This is a genomic window from Streptomyces sp. NPDC127098 (assembly GCF_042722465.1).
GTDB classification, from domain to species: Bacteria; Actinomycetota; Actinomycetes; order Streptomycetales; family Streptomycetaceae; genus Streptomyces; species Streptomyces millisiae.
The window spans coordinates 58370-74036 of record NZ_JBHXFJ010000040.1 but is presented as its reverse complement, the minus strand read 5'-3'; the positions used below and the strand labels follow the sequence as shown (position 1 = coordinate 74036).

General features: G+C 71.9%; 14 protein-coding genes. 4 read left to right on the top strand and 10 right to left on the bottom strand.

The window, feature by feature from the left end; all coding sequences use genetic code 11:
- Nucleotides 1-202 precede the first annotated feature (202 nt).
- Genes tal through pgl form a run of 4 tightly spaced genes read left to right on the top strand, consistent with a single transcriptional unit; the run spans nt 203 to nt 4716 of the window.
- Nucleotides 203-1321 carry a transaldolase gene (tal, locus tag ACFWI8_RS23610; protein ID WP_387094873.1) on the top strand — a complete coding sequence of 373 codons (1119 nt, stop codon included), beginning with the start codon at nt 203-205 and terminating at the stop codon, nt 1319-1321.
- A gap of 7 nt (nt 1322-1328) precedes the next feature.
- Nucleotides 1329-2891, top strand: coding sequence for a glucose-6-phosphate dehydrogenase (gene zwf, locus ACFWI8_RS23605; protein WP_387094871.1), 1563 nt, complete (start codon nt 1329-1331; stop codon nt 2889-2891).
- Nucleotides 2888-3958 (top strand): glucose-6-phosphate dehydrogenase assembly protein OpcA, encoded by a 1071-nt coding sequence (opcA, locus tag ACFWI8_RS23600; protein WP_387094869.1) that lies wholly within the window; start codon nt 2888-2890, stop codon nt 3956-3958. The genes zwf and opcA overlap by 4 nt, the downstream gene beginning before the upstream one ends.
- Nucleotides 3955-4716, top strand: a complete 762-nt coding sequence (gene pgl, locus ACFWI8_RS23595; RefSeq protein ID WP_387094867.1) for a 6-phosphogluconolactonase — start codon at nt 3955-3957, stop codon at nt 4714-4716. The genes opcA and pgl overlap by 4 nt, the downstream gene beginning before the upstream one ends.
- Here pgl and pgi read toward each other — a convergent pair whose 3' ends face one another.
- The 10 genes from pgi to uvrC all read right to left on the bottom strand — a co-directional run bounded on the left by pgi (nt 4717) and on the right by uvrC (nt 15622).
- Entirely contained in the window at nt 4717-6351 is a 1635-nt protein-coding gene (gene pgi / locus ACFWI8_RS23590) for a glucose-6-phosphate isomerase (RefSeq protein WP_387094865.1), read from the bottom strand.
- Nucleotides 6352-6503: 152 nt separating this feature from the next.
- The gene (locus ACFWI8_RS23585) at nt 6504-6839 is read right to left on the bottom strand and encodes an RNA polymerase-binding protein RbpA (protein WP_132819565.1); all 336 of its coding nucleotides are present in this window, start codon (nt 6837-6839) and stop codon (nt 6504-6506) included.
- A 107-nt stretch (nt 6840-6946) separates the two neighbouring features.
- Nucleotides 6947-7177, bottom strand: coding sequence for a preprotein translocase subunit SecG (gene secG / locus ACFWI8_RS23580; RefSeq protein ID WP_132928653.1), 231 nt, complete (start codon nt 7175-7177; stop codon nt 6947-6949).
- A gap of 126 nt (nt 7178-7303) precedes the next feature.
- Complete coding sequence (tpiA, locus tag ACFWI8_RS23575) at nt 7304-8089, bottom strand: triose-phosphate isomerase (RefSeq protein ID WP_387094863.1); 786 nt, start codon at nt 8087-8089, stop codon at nt 7304-7306.
- Between the two features lie 3 nt (nt 8090-8092).
- Entirely contained in the window at nt 8093-9295 is a 1203-nt protein-coding gene (locus ACFWI8_RS23570; RefSeq protein ID WP_387094862.1) for a phosphoglycerate kinase, read from the bottom strand.
- A gap of 100 nt (nt 9296-9395) precedes the next feature.
- The gene (gene gap / locus ACFWI8_RS23565) at nt 9396-10400 is read right to left on the bottom strand and encodes a type I glyceraldehyde-3-phosphate dehydrogenase (RefSeq protein WP_311598194.1); all 1005 of its coding nucleotides are present in this window, start codon (nt 10398-10400) and stop codon (nt 9396-9398) included.
- Between the two features lie 190 nt (nt 10401-10590).
- The gene (gene whiA, locus ACFWI8_RS23560; protein WP_311598192.1) at nt 10591-11568 is read right to left on the bottom strand and encodes a DNA-binding protein WhiA; all 978 of its coding nucleotides are present in this window, start codon (nt 11566-11568) and stop codon (nt 10591-10593) included.
- Nucleotides 11559-12629: a uridine diphosphate-N-acetylglucosamine-binding protein YvcK gene (gene yvcK, locus ACFWI8_RS23555; RefSeq protein WP_387094860.1), complete on the bottom strand. Its 1071-nt coding sequence runs from the start codon at nt 12627-12629 to the stop codon at nt 11559-11561. Before yvcK ends, whiA begins: the two co-directional genes overlap by 10 nt.
- A gap of 2 nt (nt 12630-12631) precedes the next feature.
- Nucleotides 12632-13555 carry an RNase adapter RapZ gene (gene rapZ / locus ACFWI8_RS23550; protein ID WP_311598188.1) on the bottom strand — a complete coding sequence of 308 codons (924 nt, stop codon included), beginning with the start codon at nt 13553-13555 and terminating at the stop codon, nt 12632-12634.
- Nucleotides 13556-13648: 93 nt separating this feature from the next.
- A complete protein-coding gene (uvrC, locus tag ACFWI8_RS23545) occupies nt 13649-15622 on the bottom strand; it encodes an excinuclease ABC subunit UvrC (protein ID WP_387094858.1) in 1974 nt (657 codons plus the stop codon).
- Between the last annotated feature and the right edge of the window lie 45 nt (nt 15623-15667).

The window sequence follows — 15667 nt, the reverse complement described above, 5'->3', positions numbered from 1 at the left end:
CCCTTGTCCGCTTCGCGGGGGTGGTGCCGTAGCAGCACGGTGCGCGGCCCGGCGCTCCGCCCCGGGGTTTTGTGCGCCGCCCCCCCCCCCGACGGGGCCGACGCCGGGGGGGGGGGGGGGGCGCGCCGCCGGCACCCACCACCCGCCCGTACCGGTCAACGACGACGACGGCACACGACAGACACCAGGAGACGCGATTCCAATGACAGACGCACTCGGGCGCCTTTCCGAAGAGGGCGTGGCGATCTGGCTGGACGACCTGTCCCGGGCCCGGATCAGCTCAGGCAACCTCGGTGAGCTGCTTGACCAGCAGCATGTCGTGGGCGTGACGACCAATCCGACGATCTTCCAGAAGGCGATCTCGGGCGGCGACGGCTACGAGGAGCAGGTGGCCGACCTGGCCGCCAGGCGGGTGACGGTCGAGGAGGCGGTGCGCATGATCACCACCGCCGACGTGCGGGACGCGGCGGACGTGCTGCGTCCGCTGCACGAGGCGACCGGCGGTCTCGACGGCCGGGTGTCCATCGAGGTGGACCCCCGGCTCGCGCACGACACGGCGGCCACCGTCGCCGAGGCCAAGCAGCTGGCCTGGCTGGTGGACCGCCCCAACACGTTCATCAAGATCCCGGCGACCCGGGCCGGGCTGCCGGCCATCACCGAGGTCATCGGGCGTGGCATCAGCGTGAACGTGACGCTGATCTTCTCGCTCGACCGCTACCGCGAGGTGATGGACGCCTACCAGGCGGGCCTGGAGAAGGCGAAGGCCAAGGGCCTGGACCTGTCGGCCATCTACTCGGTGGCGTCGTTCTTCGTCTCCCGGGTGGACACCGAGGTCGACAAGCGGCTCGACGCGCTGGGCACGCCGGAAGCCACGGCGCTGCGCGGCAAGGCGGCGGTGGCCAACGCGCGGCTGGCGTACCAGGCGTACGAGGAGGTCGTCGCGGCCGACCGCTGGCAGGCCCTGTCGCGGGAGGGCGCCAACCCGCAGCGGCCGCTGTGGGCCTCCACCGGCGTCAAGGACCCGGCCTACCAGGACACCATGTACGTCGCGGACCTCGTGGCGCCCGGCACCGTGAACACCATGCCGGAGGCCACCCTGCGGGCGGTCGAGGACCACGGCGTGATCAGCGGGAACACGATCGCCGGCACCTACGAGGAGGCCCGCGGCGTGCTGGACGCGCTGGAGAAGCTCGGCGTGTCGTACGACGACGTGGTCCAGGTCCTGGAGGACGAGGGTGTGGAGAAGTTCGCCCACTCCTGGGACGGCCTGTTGGACTCCACCAGGGCGGAGCTCGAGCGCCTCGCCGGCGGGAAGGGCTGAACCGCGGGTGAGCGGCGGATCGAAGCGGGCGGCGTCGTCCCGGCCCCCGGCCGGCGGCAACCCGCTGCGCACCGCGCAGGACCGGCGGTTGCCGCGCATCGCGGGCCCCTCCGGTCTGGTGATCTTCGGTGTGACGGGTGACCTGTCGCGCAAGAAGCTGATGCCGGCGGTCTACGACCTCGCCAACCGGGGTCTGTTGCCGCCGGGCTTCTCGCTGGTGGGCTTCGCCCGCCGGGACTGGGAGAACGAGGACTTCGCCGAGGTGGTGCGCGAGTCGGTGAGCCGGTACTCGCGCACCCCCTTCCGCGAGGAGGTCTGGCGGCAGCTGGCCGAGGGCATGCGGTTCGTGCCCGGCGTCTTCGGCGACGACGACGCCTTCGCGACGCTGCGCGAGACGATCGAGCAGCTCGACAAGGAGCGCGGCACGGGCGGGAACTTCGCGTTCTACCTGTCGGTGCCGCCGAAGTACTTCCCCGACGTGGTGCGGCAGCTGCGCAGCAGCGGCCTGTCGGAGGCGCCGAACGGCTCGTGGCGGCGGGCGGTGATCGAGAAGCCCTTCGGTCACGACCTGGCCAGCGCGCGGGAGCTCAACGCGGTGGTGCACGAGGTGTTCGCGCCGCACGAGGTGTTCCGGATCGACCACTACCTGGGCAAGGAGACGGTCCAGAACATCCTGGCGCTGCGGTTCGCCAACACGATGTTCGAGCCGATCTGGAACCGGTCGTACGTGGACCACGTGCAGATCACCATGGCCGAGGACATCGGCATCGGCGGCCGTGCCGGCTACTACGACGGCATCGGCTCCGCGCGCGACGTCATCCAGAACCACCTGCTCCAGCTCCTGGCGCTCACCGCCATGGAGGAGCCGTCCTCGTTCGAGGCCGACGCGCTGGTCACCGAGAAGCTGAAGGTCCTGGAGGCGGTGCGCCTGCCGCACGACCTGGGCCGGCACACGGTGCGCGGCCAGTACACGGGCGGCTGGCAGGGCGGCGAGAAGGTGCTCGGCTATCTGGAGGAGGAGGGCATCGACGCCGACTCCACCACCGACACCTACGCGGCCGTCAAGCTGGAGATCGACAACCGGCGGTGGGCCGGGGTGCCGTTCTACCTGCGCACCGGCAAGCGGCTCGGCCGCCGGGTGACGGAGATCGCGGTGGTCTTCCAGCGGGCGCCCTACTCGCCGTTCGACGCCACCGACACCCAGGAGCTCGGCCACAACGCGCTGGTGATCCGGGTGCAGCCGGACGAGGGCGTCACGGTGCGGTTCGGTTCCAAGGTGCCCGGCACCCAGATGGAGATCAGGGACGTCACCATGGACTTCGCCTACGGCGAGTCCTTCACCGAGTCCAGCCCCGAGGCGTACGAACGCCTGCTGCTCGACGTGCTGCTCGGCGACGCCAACCTCTTCCCCCGCCACCAGGAGGTCGAGCGGTCCTGGGAGATCCTCGACCCCGTCGAGGAGTACTGGGCAGGGCACGGGAAGCCCGAGCCGTACGCCTCGGGCACCTGGGGCCCGACGGCGGCGGACGAGATGCTGGCACGAGACGGACGGAGCTGGCGCCGGCCATGAACATCGATCTCACCGACACGACGTCGAGCAAGGTCAACGCGGCGCTCGTCGAGGCCAGGCGGGCGGTGGGGGCGGCGGTCGGCATGGTGCTGACCCTGGTCATCGTCACCGACGAGGGGAACCACTACGACGCGCTCCGGGCGGCGAGCGAGGCGTCCAAGGAGCACCCGTCCCGGATCCTGGTGGTGATCAGGCGCCCCGGGCGTTCGCCCCGCGAGCGCGCCACGGCGCGGCTCGACGCGGAGGTGCGGGTCGGCGGCGAGACGGGCAACGGCGAGACGGTGCTGCTGCGGCTGCACGGCGAGCTGGCGGGCCACGCCTACAGCGTGGTGCTGCCGCTGCTGCTGCCGGACGCGCCGGTCGTGGTCTGGTGGCCCGACGAGGCCCCGCCGCATCCGGCGGAGGACCTGCTCGGCACGCTGGCGCAGCGGCGGATCACGGACGCGGCGGCCTGCGAGGACCCGGTGGCGGCGCTCGGCGAGCGGGCCCGGGTCTACGCGCCGGGCGACACCGACCTGGCCTGGACCAGGATCACGCCGTGGCGCAGCGTGCTGGCGGCGGCGCTCGACCAGCGGCACGGCCGGATCACGGCGGCCGAGGTGGCCGGCGAGGAGTACAACCCGAGCAGCGAGTTGCTCGCGCTGTGGCTCGGTGAGCGGCTGGCGGTGCCGGTGGACCGGGTGGTCTCGCCGGGGCCCGGCATCACGGCGGTGCGGCTGATCACGGAGGACGGGGTCATCTGCCTGGACCGCGCGAACGGTTCGCTGGCCACGCTGGCGGTTCCCGGGCAGCCGGACCGGCACGTGGCGCTGCACCGGCGGTCGACGGCGGAGCTGATCGCCGAGGAGCTGCGCCGGCTCGACCCGGACGAGGCGTACGCGGAGGCGGTGCGGCGCGGGGCGGACGGGCTCGGGGCCGCGTCGGCCGCGGCCGACGCGGCGGAGGCCCGGGAGCGGCCGCCGCTGCCCAGGCGCTCGCCTGGCGAGGAACGGCCTCGTCCTGGCCGGGCGGCCACCAGGTCGAGCAGGTCCGCGAAGTCCACCCGGAGCAGGGAGAAGAAGGCATGACGGCGACGCCGCGACTGGTGGTGCACCGTGACAAGGAGCTGATGGCACAGGCCACGGCGGCCCGGCTGGTCACGGAGATCGTGGACGCGCAGACGGCCCGCGGCTCAGCGTCCGTGGTGCTGACCGGCGGCCGCAACGGCAACGGGGTGCTGGCCGCGCTGGCCGTCTCGCCGGCCAGGGAGGCCGTGGACTGGGCGCGGGTCGACCTGTGGTGGGGCGACGAGCGCTTCCTGCCGGAGGGCGACCCGGAGCGCAACGTGACGCAGGCCAGGCAGGCGCTCCTCGACGCGCTGCCGCTCGACCCGGCGCGGGTGCACCCGATGCCGGCGTCCGACGGCCGGCACGGCGACGACGTCGACGCGGCGGCCACCTCCTACGCCACCGAACTGGCGGTGGCGGCGGGCCCCTTCGACGTGCTGATGCTGGGCGTGGGTCCGGACACCCACGTGGCCTCGCTCTTCCCTGGACTGCCGGCGGTCCGGGAGGAGAAGCAGACGGTGCTCGCCGTGCGGAACGCCCCCAAGCCGCCGCCCACCCGCATCACGCTGACGCTGCCGGCGATCCGCTCGGCGCGCCAGGTGTGGCTGCTGGCGGCCGGCGAGGACAAGGCCAAGGCGGTGGCCACCGCGCTCGCCGACGAGGCGGACGCCGCCGAGGCGCCGGCGGCCGGGGCTCGCGGCACGGCCCGCACCCTGTGGCTGCTCGACCGCGCCGCCGCCTCGGCCCTGCCGCCGGAGCGCCTCTCCCAGGCCCGGTAACTAACGACCGCGCAACTCGCGGTAGGTGGCGACGAGTCGCGCCGTCGAGGCGTCGAGCCCGGGTACCTCGGCGCCTTCGGTGAGGGCCGGCTCGACGCGCTTGGCGAGCACCTTGCCGAGCTCGACGCCCCACTGGTCGAAGGAGTCGATGTCCCAGACCGCGCCCTGGACGAACACCTTGTGCTCGTACAGGGCGACGAGCTGACCGAGCACGGACGGGGTCAGCTCGGCGGCCAGGATGGTGGTGGTGGGCCGGTTCCCGGGGAAGGTGCGGTGCGGCACGAGCTCCTCGGCGACGCCCTCGGCCCGCACCTCCTCGGCGGTCTTGCCGAACGCCAACGCCTGGCCCTGGGCGAAGAGGTTGGCCATCAGCAGGTCGTGCTGGGCGGCGAGGGTGGGCGAGAGCTCGGCGACCGGCCGGGCGAAGCCGATGAGGTCGGCCGGGATCAGCTTGGTGCCCTGGTGCAGCAACTGGTAGTAGGCGTGCTGCCCGTTGGTGCCCGGGGTGCCCCACACCACGGGCCCCGTACCCCAACTCACCGGCTCGCCCTGCCGGTCGACGTACTTGCCGTTGGACTCCATGTCCAACTGCTGGAGGTAGGCGGTGAACCGGGACAGGTAGTGGCTGTAGGGCAGCACGGCGTGCGACTGGGCGTCCCAGAAGCCGCCGTACCAGATGCCCAACAGGCCGAGCATCATCGGCACGTTGGACTCGATCGGCGCGGTGCGGAAGTGCTCGTCGACGAGGTGGAAGCCGGCCAGCATCTCGCGGAACCGCTCGGGTCCGATGGCGATGACCAGCGACAGGCCGATGGCCGAGTCGTAGGAGTAGCGGCCGCCGACCCAGTCCCAGAACTCGAACATGTTCTGGGTGTCGATGCCGAACTCGGCGACCTTCTCGGCGTTGGTGGACACGGCCACGAAGTGGCGAGCGATCGCGGCCTGGTCGCCGTCGAGGCCGGCGAGCAGCCACTCGCGCGCCGAGGTGGCGTTGGTGATGGTCTCCAGGGTGGTGAACGTCTTGGAGGCGACGATGAACAGCGTCTCGGCCGGGTCCAGGTCGCGCACCGCCTCGTGCAGGTCGGCGCCGTCCACGTTGGAGACGAAACGGAAGGTCAACTCCCGGGCGGCGTAGGGCCGCAGCACCTCGTAGGCCATGGCGGGGCCGAGGTCGGAGCCGCCGATGCCGATGTTCACCACGTTCCTGACGCGCCTGCCGGTGTGGCCGGTCCACTCGCCGGAGCGCACCCGCTCCGCGAAGTCGGCCATCCGGTCGAGGACCGCGTGCACGGCGGGCACCACGTTCTCGCCGTCGACCTCGATCACGGCGTCCCGCGGGGCGCGCAGCGCGGTGTGCAACACGGCGCGGTTCTCGGTGATGTTGATGCGCTCGCCGCGGAACATGGCGTCCCGCAGCCCGGCGACCCCGGTGGCCTCGGCGAGCGCCCGCAGCAGCCGCAGCGTCTCGTCCGTCACCAGGTTCTTCGAGTAGTCGACGCGCAGGTCGCCGACCCGGGCCTGGTAGCGCTCGGCCCGCCCGGCGTCGCCGGCGAACAGCTCCCGCAGATGCACCTCCCCCAGGTCATCCCGGTGCTTCGCCAACGCACTCCACTCAGCAGTCCGATCGAGCCTCATACCCGGTCAACCCATCCGTCCGTCTCGCTGTTCCCACCCCGCGCGCAACGCTAGTCGATCGATCGGGAGCGGGTACGCGACGGGCCCGGGCCCCGGTGGGTGAACCGGGGGCCCGGGCCCGAGAGACCCGTGCGGAGGGGGGAGGACCGCCCTCAGATCTCGCCGCGCAGCTTCGCCAGCGCCTCGGCGAGGATCGCCTCACCGTCGGCGTCGCTGCGCCGCTCGCGGACATAAGCGAGATGGGTCTTGTACGGCTCGGTGCGCGGTGGGTCCGGAGGCGAGTCCCGCTCGGTGCCGGCCGGGAAGCCGCAGCGCGGGCAGTCCCAGGTGTCCGGAATCTGTGCGTCGCTCGCGAAGCTGGGCTGTGTCTCGTGCCCGTTCGCACACCAGAAGGAGACCCTGAGCCGAGGAGCGGACTCGCCGCGCTCGGCCTCACCCATGGGCCCCGCGCCGACCCGGCTACCCCGGATCGCGTTGCCACCTGCCACGGTCGTTACTCCTGCCTGACATCCTGCGAAGTCCTCAGTTTATGCAAGGCTCAACGCACGTCCAGTGCTTCGAGTTACTGACTTACCGGTTCATGGCGAGGCCGTCGTCAGGACCGCATCAACAGGCCGAGGATCACGACGATCCCGAACCAGATGAGCCCGACCACGACCGTGATCCGGTCCAGGTTCCGCTCGGCGACCGACGAACCGCCGACCGAGGACTGCATGCCTCCGCCGAACATGTCGGAGAGACCGCCGCCCTTCCCCTTGTGCATGAGCACGAGCAAGGCCAACAGGAAGCTGAAGATGATCAGCGCGATCTGGAACGCCGTCTCCACGACTGGACCAACTCTCTCAACAACGTCGCACGGACAAGTGATCTTTGCCTTGGGCCGGCCGCACGGCTACCCGCCCGCGCCGGCCGGCCCCCGACAGCGTACCGTGCGGTACCGATCCAGCGGATTCTACTGGTCGCGGAATCGGACGATCTTGACGAACTCGTCGGCGTCCAGCGCGGCGCCCCCGACGAGGGCCCCGTCCACGTCCGGCTGGGCCATGATCGCGGCCACGTTCCCGGCCTTGACCGAGCCGCCGTACTGGATCCGCACCTGGTCGGCCAGCGAGCCGTCGTAGAGCTCGGCGAGCCTGCCCCTGATCGCCGCGCAGACCTCCTGCGCGTCCTCCGGGGTGGCGACCTCGCCGGTGCCGATGGCCCAGACCGGCTCGTAGGCGATGACGATCGACTCGGCCTGGCCGGCCGGCACGTCCTTGAGGGCCCCGTCGAGCTGGGCGAGGGTGTGCTCGACATGGGTGCCCGCCTTGCGGACCTCGAGCGGCTCGCCGACGCAGAGGATCGGGGTGAGCCCGTGCCGGTAGGCGGCCCTGACCTTGGCGTTGCAGGTCTCCTCGGCCTCGCCGTGGTACTGCCGTCGCTCGGAGTGGCCGATCACGACGTAGGTGCAGTTGAGCTTGGCCAGCATGGGCCCGGAGATCTCGCCCGTGTAGGCCCCCGAGTCGTGGGCCGAGATGTCCTGGGCACCGTACCTGATCTTGAGCTTGTCGCCGTCGACCAGGGTCTGTACCGAGCGCAGGTCGGTGAACGGCGGCAGGACGGCGACCTCGACGGCGTCGTAGTCCTTGTCGGAGAGGGCGAAGGCCAGCTTCTGGACGTGGGCGATGGCCTCCAGGTGGTTGAGGTTCATCTTCCAGTTGCCCGCCATCAGCGGGGTGCGCGAAGACGCGGTGGCCATGGGTCAGTCCTCCAGTGCGGCGAGGCCGGGGAGGGTCTTGCCCTCCAGGTATTCGAGGCTGGCGCCGCCGCCGGTCGAGATGTGACCGAAGGCGGCCTCGTCGAAGCCGAGGATGCGGACGGCCGCGGCCGAGTCGCCGCCGCCCACGACGCTGAAGGCGGAGCTGTCCACCAGGGCCTGGGCCACGGCCCTGGTCCCCTCGGCGAGGTCGGGGTGCTCGAAGACGCCCATCGGGCCGTTCCAGAAGACGGTGGCGGCGTCGGCGAGCTTGGCCGCGTACAGCTTCCTGGTCTCCGGGCCGATGTCCAGGCCCATCAGACCGGCCGGGATGGCGTCGGCGGACACCACGCTGGCCTCGACCGGGGCCTTGGTCGACAGGTCGGGGAACTCCTTGGTGGCGACCACGTCGACGGGGAGCACGAACTCGACGCCGCGCTCCTCCGCCTGCTCCAGGTAGCCCTGGACGGCCGGGATCTGGTCCTCCTGGAGCAGCGAGTCGCCGACCTCGTGGCCCTGGGCCTTCAGGAAGGTGTAGGCCATGCCGCCGCCGATCAGGATGCGGTCGGCGCGCTGGAGGAGGTGGGCGATGACGCCGAGCTTGTCGGAGACCTTGGCACCGCCGAGCACCACCGCGTAGGGGCGGGACACGTCGTCGGTGAGCTGGCGCAGCACGCCGACCTCGGTGTCGATCAGGCCGCCGGCGGCGTGCGGCAGCCGGGCCGGGAGGTCGTAGACGGAGGCGTGCTTGCGGTGGACGGCGCCGAAGCCGTCGCCGACGTAGGCGTCGGCGAGGGCCGCGAGCTGGTCGGCGAAGGTGCCGCGCTCCGCGTCGTCCTTGCTGGTCTCGCCGGGGTTGAAGCGGAGGTTCTCGAGCAGCGCGACCTGTCCCTCGCCCAGCGAGGCGACGGTGGCGGCGGCGCTCTCGCCGACGGTGTCGGTGGCGAACGCGACGGGCCTGCCGAGCAGTTCGCCGAGCCGCCGGGCGACCGGGGCCAGCGAGTACTTCGGCTCGGGCGCGCCCTTGGGACGGCCGAGGTGGGAGGCCACGATCACCTTGGCGCCCTCGTCGGCGAGCCTGGTGATCGTCGGCACGGCGGCGCGGATGCGGCCGTCGTCGGTGATCGTCTCGCCGTCGAGCGGGACGTTGAGGTCGGCGCGGACGAAGACCCGCTGCCCGGCGACCTGGAGATCGTCAATGGTCTGCATGGTGTGTCTTCCGGCTCCTGGGGGCTGTTGCGCTCGGGGCCCGCGGCGCGCGCCGCGGGCCCCGTAGCTCCTGCTGCTCCGACGGAATCGCGTCGCCTGCTTACAGACGCTCGCCGACGTAGACGGTGAGGTCGACGAGGCGGTTGGAGTAGCCCCACTCGTTGTCGTACCAGCCGACGATCTTGACCTGCTTGCCCTGCGCCATGGTGAGCGAGGCGTCCAGGGTGCAGGAGGCCGGCCAGTTGACGATGTCCGAGGAGACGATCTGGTCCTCGGTGTACTCCAGGATGCCCTTGAGCTGGGTCTCGGCGGCGGTCCTGAAGGCCGCGTTGACCTCTTCCTTGGTGACCTCGCGGTCCAGCTCGACCACCAGGTCGGTGACGGAGCCGGTGGGGACCGGCACGCGGAGCGCGATGCCGTCCAGCTTGCCCTTGAGCTGCGGCAGGACCAGCGAGGTGGCCTTGGCGGCGCCGGTGGTGGTCGGGATGATGTTGACCGCGGCGGCGCGGGCCCGGCGCAGGTCCTTGTGCGGGAAGTCCAGGATGCGCTGGTCGTTGGTGTAGGCGTGGACCGTGGTCATCAGGCCCTTGACGATGCCGAAGCTCTCGTCGAGCACCTTGGCCATCGGCGCCACACAGTTGGTGGTGCAGGAGGCGTTGGAGATGACGTCGTGCGCGGCCGGGTCGTACTTGTCCTGGTTGACGCCCATGACGACCGTGATGTCCTCGTCCTTGGCGGGCGCGGAGATCAGGACCTTCTTGGCGCCGGCGGCGAGGTGCTTGGCGGCGTCGGCGCGCTTGGTGAAGATGCCGGTCGACTCGATGACGAGGTCGGCGCCCAGCTCGCCCCAGGGCAGGTTGGCCGGGTCGCGCTCGGCCAGGGTCTTGAAGGTCTGGTTGCCGACCGTGATGGTGTCCTCGGTGTGGCTGACCTCCTGCTTCAGCCGGCCGAGGATGCTGTCGTACTTCAGCAGGTGCACCAGGGTCGCGTTGTCGGTCAGGTCGTTGACGCCAACGATCTGGACATCCGCTCCCTGTTCAAGGAGCGCGCGGAAGTAGTTGCGACCGATACGGCCAAAGCCGTTGATTCCTACGCGGATCGTCACGAACCGATCTCCTCGTTGGTACGCCGGCGAAACGGACACCGGCGACGATGTATTGGGATGTCCCCGACCAACTCCGACCCTACCGCGACCACCCGGCGCGTATGACATCGGCCATGGGGTGTTCCGGCCCGGAATCACGGGCCGGAACACCCCTCGGCCGGTCGCCGCGGCGCCCTCGGAGGGGGCGCGGTCAGCCCACCATCTCCTCGGTGAGGCTGGCCTCGGTGCCCGGGATGCCCAGATCCTGTGCCCGCTTGTCGGCCATGGCGAGCAGTCGGCGGATGCGGCCCGCGACCGCGTCCTTGGTGAGCGGCGGCTCGGCCAGCGCGCCCAACTCCTCGAGCGACGCCTGCTTGTGGTCCATCCGCAGCCGACCGGCGGCGGCCAGGTGCTCCGGCACCTCCTCGCCCAGGATCTCCAGCGCGCGCTGCACGCGGGCGCCGGCGGCCACGGCCGCGCGGGCGGAGCGGCGGAGGTTGGCGTCGTCGAAGTTGGCGAGGCGGTTGGCGGTGGCTCTGACCTCGCGCCGCATCCGGCGCTCCTCCCAGGCGAGCACCGACTCGTGGGCGCCGAGCCGCGTCAACAGGGCGCCGATGGCGTCACCGTCCCGGACGACGACGCGGTCCACGCTGCGCACCTCGCGGGCCTTGGCGCCGATCTGCAGCCGGCGCGCCGCGCCCACCAGGGCGAGGGCGGCCTCTGGCCCGGGGCAGGTGACCTCCAGCGAGGAGGAGCGGCCCGGCTCGGTCAGCGAGCCGTGCGCGAGGAAGGCTCCGCGCCAGGCGGCCTCCGCGTCGCAGGTGGCGCCGGAGACCACCTGTGGCGGCAGGCCACGGATGGGCCGGCCGCGGCCGTCCACCAGGCCGGTCTGGCGGGCCAGCTGGTCACCGCCCGCCACGACGCGCACCACGTACCGGCTGCCGCGCCGCAGCCCGCCGGGGGCCATCACGACCAGGTCGGAGGTGTGGCCGAAGATCTCCAGGATGTCCCGGCGCAGCCGCCGGGCCGCGATCCCGGTGTCGAGCTCGGCCTCGATCACGATCCGCCCGCTGACCAGGTGCAGGCCGCCCGCGAAGCGCAGGATCGACGACACCTCCGACTTGCGGCAGCAGGTGCGGGTGACGGGAAGCCGGGAGATCTCGTCCTTCACCGCAGCCGTCATCGCCATGGGCCGATCCTTCCATGCATCCGAAAAATACGGTCGTACGCGGCCGCCAGCAGCTCCGGGTCGTGCCTGGGAGACACCGCCCCGTCGGGCATGCCCCCGGCGGCGGCCACCGGCGCTAGCTCGACCCTGGCCCCAAGACGCTCGGCGGCCCGGCTCAGGCTCTCCTGGTCCGGGACGGCGGCCTGGTCTGCCAGCACCACGTCGAAGGCGAGTTTAGGGGCGTGTTGTACCAAAACCTCCACATGACGCTGCGGGGAGAAGCCATCAGTTTCACCGGGCTGCGGGGCCAGGTTGAGTGAGAGCACGCGGCGGGCCTTGGTGCGGGTCAGGGCGTCGAGCAGCTCCGGGACCAGCAGGTGCGGGATGACGGAGGAGAACCAGGAGCCCGGGCCGAGCACCACCCAGTCGGCGTCGAGGACCGCCTCGACGGCCTCGGGGACCGCGGGCGGGGCGGCGGGCACCAGCATGACCTGGCGCACCTCGCCGGGGGTGAGCGCCACCGCCACCTGGCCCCTGACCCGGCTCAGCTCCTCGGGGCGGCCGGGCTCGTGGCCGCGGACCAGCGCCTCGAGCTCCAGCGGCACCGCGGACATCGGGAGCACCCGGCCGTGCGCGCCGAGCAGCTTGCCGACCAGGTCCAGGGCGCGGACGTGGTCGCCGAGCTGCTCCCAGAGGGCGACGATCAGCAGGTTGCCCACGGCGTGGTCGTGGAGGGCGCCCTCGCTCTTGAAGCGGTGCTGCACCACCTCGGACCAGGTCCGCCCCCAGTCGTCGTCGCCGCACAGGGCGGCCAGCGCCTTGCGCAGGTCGCCGGGCGGCAGCACCCCGAGCTCGGCGCGCAGCCGGCCGCTTGACCCGCCGTCGTCGGCGACCGTGACCACGGCGGTCAGGTCGCCGGTGATCCGGCGCAGTGCGGCCAGCGAGGCCGCCAGGCCCATGCCGCCGCCGAGCGCGACGACCTTGGGCTGGGCCCGGCGCCCGCCCCGCGGCCTGCCGCCGCCGCGCCGGGCGTGACCGACCCCGTCCGCTGTCCGGCGCTGCCGGAGCCCCTTGCGCGGCATTCCTATTCGCGCCCCATGTCCCGGTGGACCACGACCGTCTCGATCCCTTCCGCAGCCAGCCGGCGGGCCAGCCGCTCCGACATGGCGACGCTGCGGTGCTTGCCGCCGGTGCAGCCGACGGCGATGGTGACGTAGCGCTTGCCCTCGCGGCGGTAGCCGCCGGCGATCAGCTGGAGCAGCTCCGCGTAGCGGTCGAGGAACTCCTTGGCGCCCGGCTGGTTGAACACGTAGCCGGCGACCTCCTCGCTGGTGCCGGTGTAGGGCCGCAGCTCCGGCACCCAGTGCGGGTTGGGCAGGAACCGGCAGTCCACGACGTGGTCGGCGTCCACCGGCAGGCCGTACTTGTAGCCGAAGGACATCACCGTCGCGCGCAGCTCCGGCTCGTCGCCGCTGGTGAACTGGGCGTCCATCTTGGCGCGCAGCTCGTGCACGTTGAGGTTGGAGGTGTCGATGACCAGATCGGCGTCGCCGCGCAGCTCGCGCAGCAGGTCGCGCTCGGCCGCGATGCCGTCGACGATCCGCCCGTCGCCCTGCAGCGGGTGCGGCCTGCGGACCGACTCGAACCGCTGGACCAGCGCGTTGTCCGAGGCCTCGAGGAAGACCACGCGGCGGGTGACGCCCTTGGCCGCCAGGTCGCTCAGGGACTCGCGGAGGCTGTCGAAGAAGCTGCGGCCGCGGACGTCGACCACGACGGCGATACGCGCCACGTTGCCCTGGGAGCGGGCGCCGAGGTCGACCATGGTCGGGATGAGGGCCGGTGGCAGGTTGTCCACGACGAACCAGCCGAGGTCCTCCAGGCACTTGGCCGCGGTGCTGCGGCCTGCGCCTGACATGCCGGTGATGATCACCAGCTCGGGGATGGTGACGACCTCGTCGCCGCCGGGCGGCGACGGGGCCTGTTCTTCGCCTCTTGTCTGTTCACTCATGTCTGCTGTCCCCCGCCGTCTCGTTTCCTGGGTGTTGTCGCGTGGTGGGCCGGGCCCCGTGTCGGGCGCCGACCGCCGGGCGTGACCGCCGGCTCAGTCGTCGACGATCTCGCCGGTGGCGGTGTTGACCGCCGGGGCGGTCGGGCCGCTCGCGGCGAGCGCGGCGGCGACCGTCTCCGCGGTCTTGCGGCCGATGCCGGGCACCTCGCAGATCTCCTCGACCGTGGCGGCACGAAGCCGCTTGACCGAGCCGAAGTGCTTGAGCAGGGCCTTCTTGCGGGCCTCCCCGAGTCCGGTGACGGTGTCGAGGGGACCCTTCCTTATCGATTGTGACCGCTTTCCACGCTGATAGCGGATGGCGAAGCGGTGCGCCTCGTCCCTGACGCGCTGCAGCAGGTAGAGGCCCTCGCTGGTGCGCGGCAGGATCACCGGGTCCTCCTCGCCCGGCAGCCATACCTCCTCGAGCCGCTTGGCGAGGCCGCAGACGGCGACGTCGTCGATGCCGAGGTCGTCCATGGCCCGGCGGGCGGCGGCCACCTGCGGCTGCCCGCCGTCCACCACCACGAGCTGGGGCGGGTAGGCGAAGCGCTTGGGGCGGCCGTCCTCCGTGCGGAGGGACGCGGGAACCTCGTCCTCCGGTTCCTCCACGGCCCACTCGCCGGTCTTCTCGCGCTCCCTGAGGTAGCGGCGGAAGCGCCGGGAGACGACCTCGTGCATGGCACGGACGTCGTCCTGGCCGGCGAAGCTCTTGATCTCGAACCGCCGGTACTCGCTCTTCCTGGCCAGGCCGTCCTCGAAGACGACCATGGAGGCCACCACGTCGTCGCCCTGAAGGTGGGAGACGTCGAAGCACTCGATGCGCAGCGGGGCGGAGTCGAGGCCGAGGGCCTCGGCGATCTCCTCCAGGGCGCGGGACCTGGTGGTGAGGTCGGAGGCGCGCTTGGTCTTGTGCAGGGCGAGCGCCTGCTGGGCGTTGCGCTCGACCGTGGTCATCAGGTCCTTCTTGTCGCCGCGCTGGGGCACCCGCAGGCTGACCCGGGAGCCGCGGCGCCCGCTGAGCCAGTCGGCGACCGGCTCGGGCGGGTCGGGGAGCGCGGGCACCAGGACCTCGCGCGGCACGGCCTCGCCGCTCTCCTCGCCGTAGAGCTGGGTGAGGGCGCTCTCGACCAGCTCGGCCGTGGAGATGTTGGCGACCCGGTCGGTGACCCAGCCGCGCTGGCCGCGCACCCGGCCACCGCGGACGTGGAAGATCTGCACGGCCGCCTCGAGCTCGTCCTCGGCGAGGGCGATGAGGTCGGCGTCGGTGGCGTCGGCGAGGACCACCGCGTTCTTCTCCATGGCGCGTCTGAGGGCCTCGATGTCGTCCCGCAGCCGGCCGGCGCGCTCGTACTCGAGCTCCTCCGCGGCCTCGTGCATCTCCTGCTCGAGGCGGCGCAGGTAGGTACCGGTGCGCCCGGCCATGAAGTCGCAGAACTCCTCGGCGAGGGCGCGGTGTTCCTCCGGGGTGACGCGGCCGACGCAGGGCGCGGAGCACTTGTCGATGTAGCCGAGGAGGCAGGGGCGCCCGACCGCCGCGGCGCGCTTGAACACCCCGGCCGAGCAGGTGCGGATGGGGAAGACCCGCAGCAGCAGGTCGACGGTCTCCCGGATGGCCCAGGCGTGGGCGTAGGGGCCGAAGTAGCGCACGCCCCTGCGCTTGGGGCCGCGCATCACCTGGGCCCTGGGGATCTCCTCGTTCATGGTGACGGCGAGCGACGGGTAGCTCTTGTCGTCCCGGTACTTGACGTTGAACCTGGGGTCGTACTCCTTGATCCAGGAGTACTCGAGCTGGAGTGCCTCGACCTCGGTGGCGACCACCGTCCACTCCACCGAGGCGGCCGTGGTGACCATGGTGGCGGTCCTGGGGTGCAGGCCGCCGATGTCCTGGAAGTAGGAGGGGAGCCGCTGGCGCAGGCTCTTGGCCTTTCCCACGTAGATCACCCGACGGTGGTCGTCGCGAAAGCGGTAGACGCCCGGCGAGTCGGGGATCTCGCCCGGCTGCGGGCGGTAGCTGGAGGGATCGGCCATGTGCGCAACCCTACTGCCGGGGACTGACACTCAGTGACCTTGGTG